We start from the raw sequence: 17,377 nt of genomic DNA on the forward strand, positions 1-17,377 counted from the left end.
ATCGCACCGCCGCCCGCCCGTGCGGCATCGCCGTCAACGCGCAGCTTCTGCCCGCGCGCCGGCCTCGCCGCGCCGCACACCCAGCAGCATCGCGACCGCGCACGCGGCCAGCAGCGCCGCGATCATCAGCATCGCAGGGTCCATGCTGCCGGTGCGCGTGCGGATCAATCCGACGAGCCAGGGCGTGATCATCCCGCTCGACACGCCGATGCTGCTGATCAGCGCGATCCCGCCCGCCGCGCCGGCGCCCGAGAAATACCCGGACGGCACGGCCCAGAACACCGGATGCGCGGCGAAGATCAGCATCGCCGCGATCGACAGCAGCGCCATCATCGCGACGATGCTCGGCAGGTGCAGCGTCAGCAGCGCGAGCGCCACCGCACCGCCGAACGCGCACGCGGCGAAGTGCCGGCGCCGTTCGCGCTTGCGGTCCGAGCGTCGCGCGATCACGATCAGGCCGGCCGCGCCGATCGCATTCGGCACGACCGACAGCAGGCTGATCTGCACGACGTCGCGGATGCCGAATTCGCGGATCATGAGCGGCATCCAGAACAGCAGCATCAGCAGCGCGGTGGTCAGCGAGAAATAGATGAACGCGAACAGGTACGTGCGCGGTTCGGCCAGCACCTGCCGCAGCGAATGCGGCGCCTGCGTGCCCGCGCCGGCGCGGTCCGCGGCCAGGTCGGCCGCGAGCCGCTGACGGTCGGCGTCGGACAGCCAGCGCGCGTGCTCGGGGCGATCGCACAGCCAGAACCACGCGATCACGCCGAGCAGGATCGCGGGCGCGCCTTCGATCGCGAACATCCATTGCCAGCCGTGCAGCCCCATCACGCCGGACATCCCGCGCATGAGCCAGCCCGACAGCAGCCCGCCGACCATCCCGGCCACCGCGACGCCCGCGTAGAAGATCGACAGCACCGACGCGCGCCGCCGCGCCGGATACCAGTAAGTCAGGTAGAACACCACGCCCGGAAAGAATCCGGCCTCGAACAGCCCGAGCAGGAAGCGCAGCACGTAAAAGTGCTTCGCGCTGTCGACGGTGATCATCGCGACCGACACCGCGCCCCACAGGAACATGATCCGCGCGAACGTGCGGCGCGCGCCGAAGCGGCGCAGCAACGCGTTGCTCGGCACCTCGAACAGCACGTAGCCGACGAAGAACAGTACCGCGCCGAGGCTGTACATCGCATCGGTCAGGCCGAGATCCTGCCGCATCTGCAACTGCGCGAAGCCGATGTTGCTGCGATCGAGGATCGACACGATGTAGCAGATGAACAGGAACGGGATGATCCGCATGCCGATGCGGCGATACAGCGCGTCGTCGCCGGCCGCGTCCGTTGACCCGGCGCCGGACGCGACGGCCGGTGCGGCGTGCGCTTGAAGAGGGGCTGACATCGAACGTCTCCTCGATGAATTCGGGTGCGGACGGAGATGAGGCGCCGGTCGCCGCTGCCCGCGGGCATCGACCGGCCCTGGTTCACTCAGCCGCGTTGCACGCTTTCACTCTTCACGCCGAGCATCAGCGCGGCGCCGCTCGCCACCAGCAGCGCGGCCAGCAGGTACACGGCGAGATCCATGCTGCCCGTGCGCGTGCGGATCATCCCGATCACCCACGGGCTGACGATGCCGCTCGTGATCCCGATGCTGCTGATCAGCGCGATCCCGGCGGCTGCCGCGTTGCCCGACAGGTAGCGGGTCGGCACGGCCCAGAAGATCGGCAGCGCGGCAAAGATCAGCGTCGCCGCGATCGACAGGCACGCGAGCATCGCCGCGAAACTATGCAAATGCAGCGTCAGCGCCGCGAGCGCGAGCCCGCCGCCGATCGTGCAGCACGCGAAGTGCTTGCGGCGCTCGCCGGTGCGGTCCGAGCGGCGCGCGATCAGGACCAGCCCGATCGCGCCGACCGCGTTCGGCACGACCGTGTAGAGACTCACCGCAACGACGTCGGTCACGCCGAAGTCGCGGATCATCAGCGGCATCCAGAAGTTGAGCGTCAGCGACGCGCAGGTCAGCGAGAAATAGATGAACGCGAACAGGTACACGCGCGGATTCGCGAGCGCGGCCATCACGCTGCGTCCGTCGTGCGCGCTGCCGTGCCCGCGCCCTTCGCCACACAGCGCGGCAACGCGTGCCTTTTCGTCGGACGTGAGCCACGCGGCGTCCTGCGGCCGGTCGACGAGGAACGTGAACGCGGCGAACGCGAGCAGGATCGCCGGCGCGCCTTCGATCGCGAACATCCATTGCCAGCCGTGCAGCCCGAGCACGCCGCTCATGTCGCGCATGATCCAGCCCGACATCAGGCCGCCGAGCACGCCGGCCACCGCGACGCCCGCGAAAAACACCGAGATCGCCGCCGCGCGCCGGTTCGCCGGGAACCAGTAGGTCAGGTACAGCACGATGCCGGGAAAGAAACCGGCCTCGAACACGCCGAGCAGGAAGCGCAGCACGTAGAAATGCGACGGCTGCGACACGAACATCATCCCGGTCGACGCAATGCCCCACAGCAGCATGATCCGTGTAAAAGTCCGGCGCGCGCCGAACCGCGCGAGCAGCATGTTGCTCGGCACCTCGCAGAACACGTAGCCGACGTAGAACACCGCGGCGCCGAGGCCGTACATCGCATCGCTGAAACCGAGATCGTGCTTCATCTGCAACTGCGCGAAACCGATGTTGATGCGGTCGAGAAACGACACGACGTAGCAGAGGAACAGGAACGGGACGATCCGCCACGCGATCTTGCGGAACAGCTGCGCGTCGCTGAATTCGGATGCGGAAGTCGGCGCCGAGGCACTCGCGTGCGCGAGCGTCGCTTCGGCGGGAAGCGATTGGGGCATGTCTCTCTCCAAACGGGCCGCGCGATTCGAGCGCGCAGCAGTCTCCGAGGGCGTGCATGCGCCCTGCTTTCTTGTGAGACCGGATACGGCTGCGGCGCCGCGGCGCAGTGCCGCCGCGGATGCCGCAGCCCTCAGGGAAACGGCGAAGCGTTTATCTCAACGCCCCGCCGCCGCGTGCCGCTCAGTCCTGCAGCGCGGCCCACATGTCCTTGTCGCGCTGCGCGGTCCAGATGCGCGGATGCGTGATGCCGCTCGCCTCGTCGAATGCGCGCGACACGTCGAACGGCAGGCAGTGTTCGTAGATGAACACGTGGCCGAACTTCGGGTCCATCGCTTCGCGCGTGAGCGCCATCGACGCCTTCAGGTCGAGATTGCGCTCGACCGCCTTGCGGCCTTGCGCGAGCAGCGTCGTCACGAAGTCCTTCGTGTAGTCGAGACCCTTGTCGACTTCAGCCGGATTCAGCAGCGCGGGGCCGCGACCCGGCACGAGCTTCTCGGCGCCGAGCGCGCGCAGCGCCTCGAGCGTGGCCGGCCATTGTTCGAGCTGCGCGTCGCCGCAGTAGCACGCGGCGTCGTATTCGACCAGGTCGCCCGAGAACAGCACCTTCTGCGACGGGATCCACACGATCGTGTCGCCCTTCGTGTGGCCCGAGCCGACGTGCATGATCTTCACTTCGAGCTTGCCGAGGAACAGCGTGATCTCGCGCTCGAACACGAGCGTCGGCCAGGTCAGGCCCGGCACCGTCTCGACACCGGCGAACAGGCGCGGGAAGCGTTCGATCTCCGACTTCATGTCGGCCTCGCCGCGCTCGACGATCATCTCGTACGTGCCGCGGCTCGCGATCACGTGCTGCGCGCCTTCGTCGAAATACGCTGAAGCGCCGAGCACGCGCACCGCGTGGTAGTGCGACAGCACCACGTGCTTGATCGGCTTGTCGGTGACGCTGCGGATCTTCGCGATCAGGTCCTGCGCCATCGCGGGCGTCGCGGTCGTGTCGACGATCAGCACGCTGTCGTCGCCGATGATCACGCCCGAGTTCGGGTCGCCTTCGGCGGTGTACGCGTACGCGTTCTCGGACAGCTTCGTCCAGGTGACTTTCTTCTCTTCCAGATCGGCTTGGGAGGCGAATGCTTTGGCCATGTTGCGTTCCGTGGCTGCGAGCCATGTGTTGAGGGGAGTGAGCGGATCATCTTCCCGCACCGAATATTTGTCAATGACAAAGTCGCTTGCTATTGTTTAATACGGGTAAACCTGCGGGCTGGCGCGATAAATGGCGTCGGATACCATGCGGGGTTTCGTCAACGGAAGAACCATCGCGTGCAGAACCACGAAGTCAGCGCAGACGACGCGCCGCCCAAGGCGCAGCGCGGGATCCAGAGTGTCGAGGTCGGTGGCCGGCTGCTCGACGCGCTCGCGCGCCGACGCAAGCCGCTCGGGCTGTCGGAGCTGGCGGCGGCGGCCGACCTGTCGACCGCGCAGGCGCATACCTATCTGGTCAGCCTGACGCGGCTCGCGCTCGTGAAGCGCGATGCGATCACCGGCAACTACGAGCCGGGCCCGTTGTCGCTGCGGCTCGGGCTGATGTCGATCGAGCGCCAGCCGGCCTACCGCGCGGCGCTGCCGCACGCGGTGCAGCTCGCCGAAGCCGTCGGCCTGAGCGTCGCGCTGTCGGTGCCGGGCGCGCTCGGCCCGACGATCGTGCGCATCGAGCACGGCGGTTATCCTTTGCACGTGAACCTGCACGTCGGCTCGGTGATGTCGCTCGATACGACGGCCACCGGCCGCGTGTTCCGCACGTTCGGCGACACCGCGCAGCTCGACGCGATGGCGGCCAGCCAGGCCGGCGCGGGCGATTCGCTCGCGGGCGCCGAGGACGAGGAAAACGCACCCGACGCCGACGCGCGGCAAGCCGAGCGCGAAGCGATTCGCACGCGCGGTATCGAGCGCAGCATCGACCGGCCGAGCCCCGGCGTCAGCGCGATGTGCGTGCCCGTATTCGACGCGAATGGGCATCTGCAGCTTGCGTTGACGGTAATTGGTTCAAGCGGGTCGATCGATGTCGACTGGGACGGACCGATTGCGACGGCCTTGCGCGAAGCCGCACGGCAGGCCACCGCGTCGCTCGGCGCGGAAAGCTCGAACCAGGCTGAACCGCCACCCGCGCCGGCAGTTGGCGCGACTCACGTGCCGCCGGCATTGGGCGACGACGCGAAGGCGCAGCGCGGGATCAATGCGCTCGACAGCACCGGTGAACTGCTGCTCGCGCTGGTGTCGGCCGGCCGCGCGCTGCCGCTGCGCGATCTCGCGGCAGCGGCCGGCATGCCGGCCGCGAAGGCATTTCCGCATCTGGTCAGCCTGCAGAAGATCGGCCTGCTGGGCCGCGACGACGCCAGCTGTTTCGACGGCGGCCCGCTCGCGCAGGCGCTCGGCCTGATCGCCATGCAGCGCGTGTCGCCGACGCGCGACGCGGAAGCCGAGATCATCGCCCTGGCCGCCGCGACCGACATGAGCGTTGCCGCCGCGACGCTCGGCCCGCTGGGCCCGACCGTGATCCGTCTCGAAGAATCGGCGCGGCCGCAGCACGTGAGCCTGCAGGTCGGCACCGTGATGTCGCTCGTCAATACGGCGATCGGCCGGATCTTCGCGTCCGGCATGTCCGACGACGTGCTGGCGGACCTGCTCGCCAACGAACCCGTGCGTCTCGCGGGCAGCCGCACCGCGCCGGACGATGCCGCATTCCGCGCGCGGCTCGCGGCGATCCGCGCGGACGAACTCGATTTCGCGTTCGACGCGCCGGTACCGGGCATCGGCACGGTCGCCGCGCCCGTGTTCGATCACACCGGCAGCATCCGGCTGGTGATCGCGATCATCGGCTCATCGCGCGGCTTCCCGCGCGGGCCGGACAGCGACCTCGCGCAGACGCTGCTCGCCGCGACGCGGCGACTGTCCTGGCGGTTCGGGTGGATCGGGCAGTAATCGCGCCCCTTTTCCCCGACGCTCGAATCCGCTTTGCTCTCTTCCCCTGAGGCCGTGCTGGCACGGCCTCGGCACGCCCGTGCGTCACGCAAAGGCAGCCGTTATTCATGTTGCGCGGCAGCAACATAAGTGTCAGGAATTCTCATATAACGAAATCGCATTTCACAAGGCGGTGACGTTTCGCTATGATTAGGGTTATCCCTAACTCGCCACCTATATGGGGCTTCGTCATGCAAACGTCTAATGTCTCCAACCGTTCCACCGAATCCACTGGCTGGCTCGCACGTGTGAGCGAGCTGCTTGCAGAAGCGTGGGCGCTCCACCTCGAGAACTGCGAAGTCATCGCTGAAGCACACGCGCGCCTGCCGCGCTGAGCGGAACGACCGGCCGCCAACCAGCGGCAAACCCTCCGCCTGATCCGCTTGCCCGGACGCGCGCCGCCAGTGGCCGCTGCGTCGGGCATCGGAATGCGGTGGTGTTGACTGACGTGGAAATATGCCGGGCGAGCCCCGGCTGATGAATGCGCTCACCGCGTCGGGAGCGTTTCAAGCTTGTTTTACGGCCGCGTCAAGCGCCGATACCAGGCGAGAGGCAACGTCGCCCTACCGCCAACGGAAGATTCATCCGTTTTCCGCACCACCTCGCCATCACATCCGGCGAGCCTTCCCTGTCGGCCCTTTGGCGGCTTTTACCGCACCCACGCGCAGCCGCACGCGCCGTCGTTTCAACGACGGCCGCACGTCATCCCCGCCTCCCGTCACACCTGGATCGAAGGCACATCCTTCATGCAGCGCAGCGCGAACATCGAACGGCTGTGACGGATGCTCGAAATCCGGTACAGCTTTTCGCGCAGGAAGCGTTCGTAGCCGGCCGTGCCATCCACCGCGACCTTGATCCAGTAGTCGTACTCGCCCGACACCAGATATGCCTCGAGCACTTCGGGCAGCGCCGCCAGTTCCGAGCCGAAACGCGCGAGCGCGTCGTCCTCGTGGCGATCGAGCGTGACTTCGAGAATCACGATGTCCGCGTAGCCGAGCATGCGCTGGTTGACCAGCGCGACGTAACCGTCGATGTAACCGTCGAGCTCGAGTTGCCGCGTGCGGTTCCAGCATGCGGTGGTCGACATGCCGATCTGTTCGGCGAGTTCGGCGTTCGACAGGCGCGCATTTTTCTGCAATGCACCAAGGATCTTGCGGTCCTGATTGTCGAGCGTTTTCGGCATGCGTTCGCGGGTAGCCATGATGAGAAGAATCTTCTACTGAAAATCGGCATTCTATCTGAACAGGATTCCGGTTTCAGGCCCGTTTTACCGGAAAACAGGAAGCCTTTTAACCGGGCCGCTTGATACATTTTCTCCATGCCTGCTGCCCGGCACGCTCCCCGCGACAACCCCTTCGCACCGGGACGCACGGCCGCAATCACAAGTTGCGGTGCCGGGCGGCAGACATGCGATTCCCCGCCGCCCGCACGCCTATCCGACCGCGTGCGGGGCCGGTGCCTGCGGCCCTGTTCCTGCACTCCCGTCATGTCGTTCAAGCTTTATCTGTCGTTCCTCGCTGCCTCCGTCGTCCTGATCTACGCCCCCGGTCCCGTCAACCTGCTCACGATGAACCAGGCGCTGCGCGCCGGCTGGCGCCGTGCGCTGCCCTGCGTCTGGGGCGGCACGCTCGCCGTGCTGCTGCAACTCGCGCTGACCGCGCTGTGCCTGAATTCACTGGTGCATCTCAACGAGCACGCGCTGACCGTACTGCGCTGGGCCGGCGCCGCGTATCTCGTGTGGCTCGGCGCCAAGCAATGGCTCAGCCGCGCGCCGGCAAACGCACCGGCTGCCGCAACCGATGCCGCAACCGAAACGGCCATCCCCCGGCAGGACAGCGACCGCGCGCTGTTCTGGCGCGGCGTCGCGACCTCCGGCCTGAATCCGAAGACGCTGCTGTTCTTTCCGTCGTTCTTTCCGCAGTTCATCAGCCCGAATGCCGACTGGAGCCTGAACCTTCAATTCCTGCTGCTCGCGACGACGTTCGCGTTGCTGTTCGCGGGCGGCGTCGCGTCGATGGCCCTGTTTTCGCACCGGCTGAGCCGCGCGCTGCAGCGGCCGGCACGGATGCGCGCGATGAATCGCCTGACGGGTGGGCTGCTCGTCGGGATGGGCGCGATCATGGTCGGCTGGAACTGAAAGACCAGGGCTGCCGGCTTCGTCACGGCCGCCATCAGGCCCCGCGAAAAAGCAGCCGATCGCGGAATGCTTTAGGGTAGCGGCTGGTTCGTTGGACATGCCCGGCCCGCCGGGCGACTGAATGAAGCACGTCACTACCCGCCTGCGGCGCCTGTTCGCGCCAATCGGCCTGCACTGGTATCTCGCCCTCCTACTCGCGCTCGATGCGCTCATGGTGCTGCGCCCCGTCGTCGAGCATGCCAGGCTCGGCCTGCATCACGCGTGGCTCGCCGATGCGCTGAACCTCGTCGACAACGCAGGGCTCGTCGTGCTGCCGCAAGTCGTCGTCGCGGCCGGCCTCGCCACGATGGCCATCGGCATCGTGCTGCGCGCCCGCGTCGCGTGGGTGCTGTCGATCGTGCTGCTGGTCGCGGCCGCCGCGATCAGCTTGCTCGGCGGCTATCAAAGCCACGCGGTGTTCGTCTACACGGCCGTGCTGGTGGTTGCGCTGCTGTATTACTGGCGGCACTTCGACCGCGCGAGCGTGGCCGCAAGCAGCCTGTTTGCGTTGCTGAGCATCGTGTCGCTGCTGATCTACGCGACCTTCGGCGTGCTGTACCTCGGCGACGAATTCACGCCGCCCGTCCACGACCTCGCCACCGCCGTCTATTTCTCGATCGTGTCGATGTCGACGGTCGGTTACGGCGACATCGTTCCGCACGCACCGACCGCACGCCTGTTCACCGCCTCGGTGATCGTCCTCGGCATCACGGTATTCGCGACGTCGATCAGCGCGGTCGTCGGCCCCGTGATCGGCGGCAATCTGAAACGGATCGTCAAGGGAGGCCTTTCGAACGTGATCCGCAAGCATCATTTCCTGATCGTCGGCGCGACGCCGGTGGCGCACGCGGTACACGACGGGCTGCGCAAGCGCGGCTACGCGGTGACCGTCATCGTGCCGGCCGGCGTCGAGCACAACTACGCGGCCGCGACCGACCTGATCGTCGGCGACGCGACCGACCACGCGGTGCTGGAAAGCGCCGGCACGGCGACCGCGCGTGCCGTGCTGGCGCTGCGCTCCGACGACGCCGAAAACGCCTTCATCATCCTCGCGATCCGCGAGATCGCGCCGGCGGTGCGCACGGTCGCGCTCGTGAACCAGCAGCGCAACCTCGAACGGCTGCGCCTGCTGAAACCCGACATGGTGTTCTCGCCGCAGCAGCTCGCGGGCGAACTGCTTGCCAGCACGCTCAACGACGAACCAGTCGACAAGTCGGTGATCTCGCACCTGCTGTTCGGCACGGCCGACGCCACCTAGCGCCACCTAGCGCCGCGAGCCTGTGACCGTATGACCCGGGCCGGCCGGCGTGCGGCCGGTACAATCGCGCGATGTCCGAATTGCTCACTTACGGCGGCCTGTTCGCCGTGTCGATGGTCGCCGCGACCCTGTTTCCGCTCCAGTCCGAAGCCGTGCTCGCGGGCCTGCTGCTCGCCGGGCGCGAACCCGTGTGGGCGCTGGTGCTCGTCGCGAGCATCGGCAACGTCGCCGGATCGGCGATCAACTGGGCGCTCGGGCGCGGCATCGAGCACTTCCGCGACCGCCGCTGGTTTCCGGTCAAGCCGTCCGCGCTCGCGCGCGCCGAGCGCTGGTACGGGCGCTATGGCCGCTGGTCGCTGCTGCTCAGCTGGGCGCCGGTGATCGGCGATCCACTGACGATGATCGCCGGCGTGCTGCGCGAACCGCTGCCGACCTTTCTCGTCATCGTGACCATCGCGAAGGTCGGCCGCTATCTGGCCGTCGCGTGGCTCGTGACGCACTGACGCCCGCGGTCTTCTCCCGCGCCCGCCGGCCGTCGATCGACGGCATTCCGCTAAAGATTTCGCCAAAGTTGCCGCATTCAGCGGACGACTGGCGGTGACGCGCGCGGCACGATGCGCGACATCGTCGCGCGGGTCGACCAGGTCAGCACGCTGATCGGCGAGATCAGCGCCGCGTCGCGCGAACAATCGACCGGCATCGAGCAGGTGAACCTGGCCGTCGCGCAGATCGGCGACGCGACGCAGCAGAATGCGATGCTGATCGCGGATGCCGAACGCGCGGCCGTCGCGCTGCGCGACCAGGCCGCGCAACTGTCGGACGCGGTCAGCGTGTTCCGGCTCGCACGCGACGCATGACGGACGCAGGATGATCGGCCACGGCCGGGCGCGCCGCCTACTTCTTGTCGCCCGCCAGGTCGATCGCCTTGTCCGAGCCGACCGCATTGCGCAGCTGGAACTTCTGGATCTTGCCGGTCGACGTCTTCGGCAGTTCGCCGAAGCGCACGGCCTTCGGCACCTTGAAGCCCGCGAGCAGTTGCCGGCAGTGCGCGACGATCTCCTCCTCGGTCGCGCTCGCGCCTTCGCGCAACTCGACGAACGCGCACGGCACTTCGCCCCATTTCGGGTCGGGCATCGCGACGACGGCCGCGACGGCGACGGCCGGATGGCGGTACAGCGCGTCCTCGACCTCGATGCTCGAGATGTTCTCGCCGCCCGAGATGATGATGTCCTTCTTGCGATCCTTGATCCGGATATAGCCGTCCGGCATCAGCACCGCGAGGTCTCCGGTATGGAACCAGCCGCCGTGGAACGCCTCGTCGGTCGCCTTCGGGTTCTTCAGGTAGCCCTTCATGCAGATGTTGCCGCGGAACATGATCTCGCCGAGCGTCTCGCCGTCGGCCGGCACCGGCGCCATCGTGTCGGGATCGAGCACCGTCGCGCCCGCTTCGAGGTGGTAACGCACGCCCTGGCGCGCATTGAGCCGCGCACGCTCCTCGTCGGACAGCTCTTCCCAGTGCGACTGCTTCGCGCACACGGTCGCCGGGCCATACACCTCGGTCAGCCCGTACACGTGCAGCAGGTCGAAGCCGATCTCCTTCATCTTCGCGATCACGGCCGGCGCGGGCGCCGCGCCCGCGACCATCGCGTGCACCGTGTGGTCGATCCCTTCACGGAATTCCGCCGGTGCATTCGCGATCGCGCTCTGCACGATCGGCGCGCCGCAGTAATGCGTGATGCGCTCGCGGCGGATCAGGTCGAACACGGTCTTCGCGTCGAACTTGCGCAGGCACACGTTCACGCCCGCGCGCGCCGCGACGGCCCACGGGAAGCACCAGCCGTTGCAATGGAACATCGGCAGCGTCCACAGATACACCGCGTGCTTCGGCATGTCCCATTCGAGGAGGTTGCTGATCGCCGCGAGATACGCGCCGCGATGATGGTAGACGACGCCCTTCGGGTCGCCGGTCGTGCCGGACGTGTAGTTCAGCGCGATCGCATCCCATTCGTCGGCGGGCGGCGTCCATGCGTAGTCGGCGTCGCCGCCGGCCACGAACGCCTCGTAATCGGTCGCGCCGGCGAAACGGTCGGGATCGGCGGGCATCGCGTCGGCCACGCTGACGATCTTCAGGCCCGGCACCTCGAGCGCCGCGCGATGCGCGAACTCCGCGTATTCGGTGTCGACGATCAGCACCTTCGCCTCGCCGTGACGGAGCATGAACAGCACCGACGACACGTCGAGCCGCGTGTTGATCGTGTTCAGCACCGCGCCGGCCATCGGCACGCCGAAGTGCGCCTCGACCATCGCCGGAATGTTCGGCAGCATCGCCGCGACCGTGTCGCCGCGCTCGACGCCGGCCTGCACGAGCGCGCTCGCCAGCTGCTTCGCACGCGTGTAGGTCTCGCCCCAGGTGCGCCGCACGTCGCCGTGCACGATCGCGAGGCGCTCGCCGTAGACTTCGGCCGTCCGGACCAGGAAATCGATCGGGGTGAGCGGCACGTAATTGGCGTCGCGGCGGCCGAGTCCGGCCTCGAACATCTGCGTCATGATCCTGTCTCCCGTGTTCTGTCGACCGGCGTGCATGCACCCCGGATCGTTTTGATGTGGTTCAATTGCCGACAGCCTAACGGGCGCTATTGTGAGCCGTCTGTCATCGAAACGACAGAGTGCCTTTCGAGCGCTGCGCGTTATCCCTATCCTCGCAAACCCGCACCCATGCACGACCACTCCGTTGCGCCGCCCGACGCGGCCGCCCGCCCGGCCGACCAGCCTCCCGAACCGGGCCCGCTGCCCGCCCTGTCGACGCTGTTCGGCCAGTGCGCGTGGTTCCGCACGCTGGCGCCCGAACACCAGGCGCTCGTGCTCGCGCAGTCGCGCGTCGAGCAGTGCGAGGCCGGCGACGTGATCGCGCACCGGCTCGCGCCGTCCGAGTACTGGATCGGCGTGCACCAGGGGTTGCTGAAGCTCGCGATCTTCAACGTGTCGGGGCGCGGCTGCACGTTTTCCGGCGTGCCGTCGGGCGGCTGGTTCGGCGAAGGCAGCGTGATCAAGCGCGAGCTGCGCAAGTACGAAGTCGTCGCGATCCAGCGCTCGAGCGTGCTGTTCGTGCCGGTCGACACTTTCCATGCGCTGCTCGATACCAGCCTGCCGTTCACGCGCTTCGTGATCCATCAGTTGAACAACCGGATGGGCGAATTCATCGCGTCGATCCAGAACAGCCGGCTGCTCGACGTCGACGCGCGCGTCGCGCAGGCGCTCGCGCAGCTCTTCAACCCCGACCTGTACCCGGATACCGGCCCGTCGCTATCGATCTCGCAGGAGGAACTCGGGATGCTCGTCGGCGTGTCGCGGCAGCGGATCAACCAGGCGCTGCAGCAACTCGAGAAGCTCGGCGCGTTGCGGCTCGCGTACAACCAGATCGAGGTCGTCGATCTGCATGCGCTCGCGCGCTTCGGGATGGAGCAGCTGTGAGCGCAGCGCGATCGGTGCAATCGCAGCCATCGCGACGCAGGCATTCCGTCTGCGGAATCGGCGGACGACCCGCGCGCCCCAAACTGACAGTTCCGCCAGTTTCGCGACAGTAACCCGTTCCACGCCGACGCCTATCATTCGGGTTCCCTTCACCGACGCCTGATCACCGCCTGTCCCGCTGCCTCCATGTGGATCGTCAATCTCGCGCTCAAGCGCCCCTACACGTTCATCGTCATGGCCATCATGATCGTGCTGGCCACGCCGCTTGCGCTGATGCGCACACCGGTCGACGTGCTGCCCGCGATCAACATCCCCGTCATCAGCGTGATCTGGAATTACAGCGGCTTCTCCGCGACGGAGATGACCAACCGGATCACCTCCGTCCATGAACGGATCCTGACGACGACCGTCAACAACATCCAGCACGTCGAATCGACGTCGCTGCCCGGCATCGCCGTCGTGAAGGTGTTCCTGCAACCGGGCGCGAACGTGCAGACGGCGATCGCGCAGACGGTCTCCTCCGCGCAGGCGATCGTGCGGCAGATGCCGCAGGGCGCGACACCGCCGCTCGTGATCACCTATTCGGCCTCGAGCATCCCGGTGATCCAGCTCGGGCTGTCGAGCAAGACGCTCAGCGAACAGTCGCTCGCCGACATCGCGCTCAACTTCCTGCGCCCGCAGCTGATCACGGTGCCGGGCGTGCAGATCCCGTTCCCGTACGGCGGTCGCACGCGCGTGGTCGCGATCGACCTCGATCCGCAGGCGCTGCTCGCGAAGGGCCTCACGCCGGCCGACATCGTCAACGCGGTCAACGCGCAGAACCTCGTGCTGCCGACCGGCACGGCGAAGATGGGCCAGACCGAATACCGGATCGACACCAACGCGTCGGCCGATACCGTCGCCGACATCAACAACCTGCCGGTCCAGACCGTCAACGGCGCCACGACCTACCTGCGCGAAGTGGCGGCGGTGCGCGACGGCTTCGCGCCGCAGACCAACGTCGTGCGGCAGAACGGCCAGCGCGGCGTGCTGATCTCGATCCTGAAAAGCGGCGACGCGTCGACGCTCAAGGTCGTGTCGGACCTGAAGTCGCTGCTGCCGAAGGTGATCCCGACGCTGCCCGAGGGGCTCACGATCACGCCGTTGTTCGACCAGTCGGTGTTCGTCAACGCGGCCGTCCAGGGCGTGATCCACGAGGCGCTGATCGCCGCCGTGCTGACCGCGATGATGATCCTGCTGTTCCTCGGCAACTGGCGCAGCACGCTGATCATCGCGATCTCGATTCCGCTGTCGATCTTCACGTCGCTGATCGCGCTGTCCGCGCTCGGCGAGACCATCAACATCATGACGCTCGGCGGGCTCGCGCTCGCGGTCGGGATCCTGGTCGACGACGCGACCGTCACGATCGAGAACATCGAGCGGCACCTGCATCTCGGCACCAACCTGCACGACGCGATCCTCGAAGGCGCGGGTGAAATCGCGGTGCCTGCGTTCGTGTCGACGCTGTGCATCTGTATCGTGTTCGTACCGATGTTCTTCCTGACGGGCGTCGCGCGCTTCCTGTTCGTGCCGCTCGCGGAAGCCGTCGTGTTCGCGATGCTCGCGTCGTACGTGCTGTCGCGCACGCTGGTGCCGACGCTGGCGATGCTGCTGTTCCGCCCGCAGCAGGCCAGCACCGGCCCCGACCATTCGACGTCGCGCTTCGCGCGCATCCATCACGCGTTCAACCACGCGTTCGAACGGCTGCGTGCGTGGTACATCGTGTTGCTGAGCATCCTGCTCGTGCGCCGCCGCTTCTACGCGATGTGCTTCCTCGGCTTCTGCGTGCTGTCGACGGGCCTGGTATTCGTGCTCGGCCGCGACTTCTTCCCGAACGCCGATTCCGGCAACATCCGGCTGCACATGCGTGCGCCCACCGGCTACCGGATCGAGGAAACCGCGCGCCTCGCCGACCAGGTCGAGCGCGTGATCCGCGAAACCGTACCGCCCGACGAGCTCGGCGCGATCGTCGACAACCTCGGCCTGCCGGTGAGCGGCATCAACCTGTCGTACAGCAACGCCGGCACGATCGGCACGCTCGACGGCGAGTTGCTGATCGCGCTGAAACCTGGCCACCGCGCGACCCAGCATTACGTGCAGACACTGCGCACGCTGCTGCCCGAGCGCTTCCCGGGCGTCGAGTTCTTCTTCCAGCCATCGGACATCATCACGCAGATCCTCAACTTCGGTCAGCCGGCCGCGATCGACGTGCAGGTGCTCGGCAACGATCTCGCGAGTAACATGACTATCGCGAGCAACCTGATGAAAAAGTTCAGGCAAATCCCCGGCGCCGTCGACGTGCACGTGCTGCAACGCAACGACGAGCCGACCCTGCTGGCCGACATGGATCGTACGCGCATGCAGCAGCTCAATCTCTCCGCGCAGAACGTCGCGCAGAACATGCTGATCTCGCTGTCCGGCAGTTCGCAGACGACGCCGTCGTTCTGGATCAACCCGCGCACCGGCGTGCAGTACCCGCTGCAGATCCAGACCCCGCAATACAGCATCTCGTCGGTCGACGACCTGCTCGGCACGCCAATCTCGGCGAGCGGCCGCACGGGCATGCCGCTGCAACTGCTCGGCAACCTCGTGCAGGTGCGCAGCACCGCGAACCCGGCCGTGATCACGCACTACAACATCCGCCCGGCGATCGACGTGTACGTGAGCGTCGAAGGCCGCGACCTCGGCTCGGTCGCGGGCGAGATCGACCGCATCGTGTCCGACGCACGCGCCACGCTGCCGCGCGGCACCGACTTGACATTGCGCGGCCAGGTCGAAACGATGCGCACGTCGTATATCGGCCTCGGCGCGGGTGTCGCGATGGCGATCGTGCTCGTCTACCTGCTGATCGTCGTCAATTTCCAGTCGTGGCTCGACCCGCTGATCATCATCAGCGCGATGCCGGCCGCGCTCGCCGGCATCGCGTGGATGCTGTTCATCACCGGCACGCACCTGAGCGTGCCCGCGCTGACGGGCGCGATCATGACGGTGGGTGTCGCGACCGCGAACAGCATTCTGGTCGTGTCGTTCGCGCGCCAGCGTCTCGCGGCCGGCGCGCCGCCGCTCACCGCCGCGCTGGAAGCCGGCGCGACGCGGATCCGGCCGGTGCTGATGACGGCGCTCGCGATGATCATCGGGATGGTGCCGATGGCGCTCGGTCTCGGCGAAGGCGCCGAGCAGAATGCGCCGCTCGGCCGCGCGGTGATCGGCGGGCTGCTGTTCGCGACCGTTTCGACGTTGCTGTTCGTGCCGCTCGTGTTCGGCGGCGTGCATGCGCGGCTGGCCCGCCGGCGCGCGCGCCAGGCTGGACACTGACTTTCGCCCCACTACCCGGTTGAATTGGTTGAATTCATGGAAGAGAAACATCACAGCTCCGTCGGCATCCAGGTGGACGAACACGGCATGCACCTGCCGACGCGCACGTCGGTATCGCGGCGCGGGCGCATCGTCCTGATCGTGATCGGCGTGCTGCTGGCCGCCGGCGCCGCGCGCACGATCGTCGTCAACGTGCTGAACCGCAACCGGCTCGACGCGGTCGCCGAGCAGAACACGCGCCAGTACGTGAACGTCGTGCATCCGGTCGACGCGGCCACCGGCGGCAAGCTGACGCTGCCCGGCACGCTGCGCGGCTTCGTCGAGGCGCCCATCTACGCGCGGGCGAGCGGCTACGTGCTGCGCTGGCAGGCCGACATCGGCGCGCACGTGAAGCAGGGGCAGACGCTCGCCGAACTCGATACACCCGAGCTGAACCAGGAACTCGCGCAGGCCACCGCGCAACGCCAGCAGGCGCAGGCCGCGCTCGCGCTCGCGAAGACGTCGTTCGACCGCGCGCAGCAGCTGCGCCAGCGCGATGCCGTGTCGCAGCAGGAACTCGACGACCGGCAAGGCGCGTTCAACCAGGGCAGCGCGAACCTCGCCGCGGCCGATGCGAACATGCGCCGGCTCACCGAGCTGAAGGGTTTCCAGCGGATCGTCGCGCCGATCGACGGGATCGTCACGCAGCGCAACGTCGACGTCGGCGATCTCGTCAATTCGGGCAACGCGGGCCGCTCGCTGTTCACGGTCGTGCAGGCCGACCGGCTGCGCCTCTACGTGCAGGTGCCGCAGGCGTACGCGCAGCAGGTGAAGGTCGGCCAGCACGTGAGCGTCGCGCAGGCCGAACTGCCGGGCAAGACGTTCGACGGCACGATCACGCGCACGTCCGAGGCGATCGACGTCGCGACGCGCTCGCTGCAGATCGAGATCACGCTGCCGAACCCGGACGGCCGGCTGCTGCCCGGCGCCTACGTGCAGGCCACGCTGCCGATGACGCCGGTCGGCCGCCTGCAGGTCCCGGCCAATACGCTGCTGTTCCGCGGCGAAGGCCCGACGGTCGCGACCGTCGATGCGAACGGGCAAGTCCATCTGAAGCAGGTGACGGTCGTGCGCACGATCGGCCAGACGCTCGAAGTCGACGGCCCGCTCACGCCGGCCGACCGCCTCGTCGCGAACCCGAGCGACGCGCTTGCGAACGGCGACAAGGTCGTCGTGCAGGCACCGGCCGCGCAACCGGCATCGGCCGCCTCGGGAGCGAAGTCGTGACC

Annotated in this window: 13 protein-coding genes and 1 pseudogene; 9 read left to right on the top strand and 5 right to left on the bottom strand. The window is 67.5% G+C overall.

The features are described 5' to 3' along the window. Positions 1-33 precede the first annotated feature (33 nt). The 3 genes from KEC55_RS20385 to KEC55_RS20395 all read right to left on the bottom strand — a co-directional run bounded on the left by KEC55_RS20385 (position 34) and on the right by KEC55_RS20395 (position 3,975). Positions 34-1,395 (bottom strand): MFS transporter, encoded by a 1,362-nt coding sequence (locus KEC55_RS20385; RefSeq protein WP_282510116.1) that lies wholly within the window; start codon positions 1,393-1,395, stop codon positions 34-36. 86 nt (positions 1,396-1,481) lie between these two features. After that, complete coding sequence (locus KEC55_RS20390; protein WP_282510118.1) at positions 1,482-2,834, bottom strand: MFS transporter; 1,353 nt, start codon at positions 2,832-2,834, stop codon at positions 1,482-1,484. A 181-nt stretch (positions 2,835-3,015) separates the two neighbouring features. Then, positions 3,016-3,975 (bottom strand): MBL fold metallo-hydrolase, encoded by a 960-nt coding sequence (locus tag KEC55_RS20395; protein WP_282510120.1) that lies wholly within the window; start codon positions 3,973-3,975, stop codon positions 3,016-3,018. Positions 3,976-4,152: 177 nt separating this feature from the next. Here KEC55_RS20395 and KEC55_RS20400 point away from each other — a divergent pair, with 177 nt between their 5' ends. Together KEC55_RS20400 and KEC55_RS20405 are read left to right on the top strand one after the other, a co-directional pair. Further along, on the top strand, positions 4,153-5,811 hold the full coding sequence (locus tag KEC55_RS20400; RefSeq protein ID WP_282510122.1) for an IclR family transcriptional regulator: 1,659 nt from the start codon (positions 4,153-4,155) through the stop codon (positions 5,809-5,811). 230 nt (positions 5,812-6,041) lie between these two features. Continuing rightward, positions 6,042-6,185: a hypothetical protein gene (locus tag KEC55_RS20405; protein WP_176045293.1), complete on the top strand. Its 144-nt coding sequence runs from the start codon at positions 6,042-6,044 to the stop codon at positions 6,183-6,185. A gap of 383 nt (positions 6,186-6,568) precedes the next feature. Here the strand turns inward: KEC55_RS20405 and KEC55_RS20410 are convergent, their stop codons facing one another. Next, a complete protein-coding gene (locus KEC55_RS20410; RefSeq protein ID WP_282510125.1) occupies positions 6,569-7,051 on the bottom strand; it encodes an Lrp/AsnC family transcriptional regulator in 483 nt (160 codons plus the stop codon). A gap of 285 nt (positions 7,052-7,336) precedes the next feature. Between KEC55_RS20410 and KEC55_RS20415 the strand changes: the two genes are divergently transcribed. The 4 genes and pseudogenes from KEC55_RS20415 to KEC55_RS20430 form a co-directional block, all read left to right on the top strand. Further along, positions 7,337-7,987 (top strand): LysE family translocator, encoded by a 651-nt coding sequence (locus tag KEC55_RS20415; RefSeq protein WP_282510127.1) that lies wholly within the window; start codon positions 7,337-7,339, stop codon positions 7,985-7,987. A 121-nt stretch (positions 7,988-8,108) separates the two neighbouring features. Beyond that, the gene (gene kch / locus KEC55_RS20420) at positions 8,109-9,284 is read left to right on the top strand and encodes a voltage-gated potassium channel protein (RefSeq protein ID WP_282510129.1); all 1,176 of its coding nucleotides are present in this window, start codon (positions 8,109-8,111) and stop codon (positions 9,282-9,284) included. Positions 9,285-9,355: 71 nt separating this feature from the next. Further along, entirely contained in the window at positions 9,356-9,787 is a 432-nt protein-coding gene (locus tag KEC55_RS20425; RefSeq protein ID WP_049031149.1) for a YqaA family protein, read from the top strand. 99 nt (positions 9,788-9,886) lie between these two features. Then, a pseudogene (locus tag KEC55_RS20430) lies at positions 9,887-10,141 on the top strand (methyl-accepting chemotaxis protein); the annotation flags it as partial. Between the two features lie 37 nt (positions 10,142-10,178). Here KEC55_RS20430 and KEC55_RS20435 read toward each other — a convergent pair. Next, positions 10,179-11,831: an acyl-CoA synthetase gene (locus KEC55_RS20435; protein WP_282510133.1), complete on the bottom strand. Its 1,653-nt coding sequence runs from the start codon at positions 11,829-11,831 to the stop codon at positions 10,179-10,181. 168 nt (positions 11,832-11,999) lie between these two features. On the opposite strand from KEC55_RS20435, the gene KEC55_RS20440 reads away from it, so the two are divergent. From KEC55_RS20440 to KEC55_RS20450, 3 genes are all read left to right on the top strand, one after another. Next, positions 12,000-12,755, top strand: a complete 756-nt coding sequence (locus KEC55_RS20440) for a Crp/Fnr family transcriptional regulator (protein WP_282510135.1) — start codon at positions 12,000-12,002, stop codon at positions 12,753-12,755. Between the two features lie 186 nt (positions 12,756-12,941). Then, positions 12,942-16,109, top strand: a complete 3,168-nt coding sequence (locus KEC55_RS20445; protein ID WP_282510137.1) for an efflux RND transporter permease subunit — start codon at positions 12,942-12,944, stop codon at positions 16,107-16,109. 36 nt (positions 16,110-16,145) lie between these two features. After that, on the top strand, positions 16,146-17,375 hold the full coding sequence (locus tag KEC55_RS20450) for an efflux RND transporter periplasmic adaptor subunit (protein WP_282510139.1): 1,230 nt from the start codon (positions 16,146-16,148) through the stop codon (positions 17,373-17,375). The last annotated feature ends 2 nt before the right edge of the window (positions 17,376-17,377 follow it).

It is taken from the genome of Burkholderia cepacia (assembly GCF_029962485.1).
Taxonomy (GTDB): Bacteria; Pseudomonadota; Gammaproteobacteria; order Burkholderiales; family Burkholderiaceae; genus Burkholderia.

Bases quoted from the DNA above. Each gene is read 5' to 3' on its own strand.
- KEC55_RS20385 (WP_282510116.1), bottom strand. From the start codon at position 1,395: ATGTCAGCCCCTCTTCAAGCGCACGCCGCACCGGCCGTCGCGTCCGGC.
- KEC55_RS20390 (WP_282510118.1), bottom strand. From the start codon at position 2,834: ATGCCCCAATCGCTTCCCGCCGAAGCGACGCTCGCGCACGCGAGTGCC.
- KEC55_RS20395 (WP_282510120.1), bottom strand. From the start codon at position 3,975: ATGGCCAAAGCATTCGCCTCCCAAGCCGATCTGGAAGAGAAGAAAGTC.
- KEC55_RS20405 (WP_176045293.1), top strand. From the start codon at position 6,042: ATGCAAACGTCTAATGTCTCCAACCGTTCCACCGAATCCACTGGCTGG.
- KEC55_RS20410 (WP_282510125.1), bottom strand. From the start codon at position 7,051: ATGGCTACCCGCGAACGCATGCCGAAAACGCTCGACAATCAGGACCGC.
- KEC55_RS20415 (WP_282510127.1), top strand. From the start codon at position 7,337: ATGTCGTTCAAGCTTTATCTGTCGTTCCTCGCTGCCTCCGTCGTCCTG.
- kch (WP_282510129.1), top strand. From the start codon at position 8,109: ATGAAGCACGTCACTACCCGCCTGCGGCGCCTGTTCGCGCCAATCGGC.
- KEC55_RS20425 (WP_049031149.1), top strand. From the start codon at position 9,356: ATGTCCGAATTGCTCACTTACGGCGGCCTGTTCGCCGTGTCGATGGTC.
- KEC55_RS20435 (WP_282510133.1), bottom strand. From the start codon at position 11,831: ATGACGCAGATGTTCGAGGCCGGACTCGGCCGCCGCGACGCCAATTAC.
- KEC55_RS20440 (WP_282510135.1), top strand. From the start codon at position 12,000: ATGCACGACCACTCCGTTGCGCCGCCCGACGCGGCCGCCCGCCCGGCC.
- KEC55_RS20445 (WP_282510137.1), top strand. From the start codon at position 12,942: ATGTGGATCGTCAATCTCGCGCTCAAGCGCCCCTACACGTTCATCGTC.
- KEC55_RS20450 (WP_282510139.1), top strand. From the start codon at position 16,146: ATGGAAGAGAAACATCACAGCTCCGTCGGCATCCAGGTGGACGAACAC.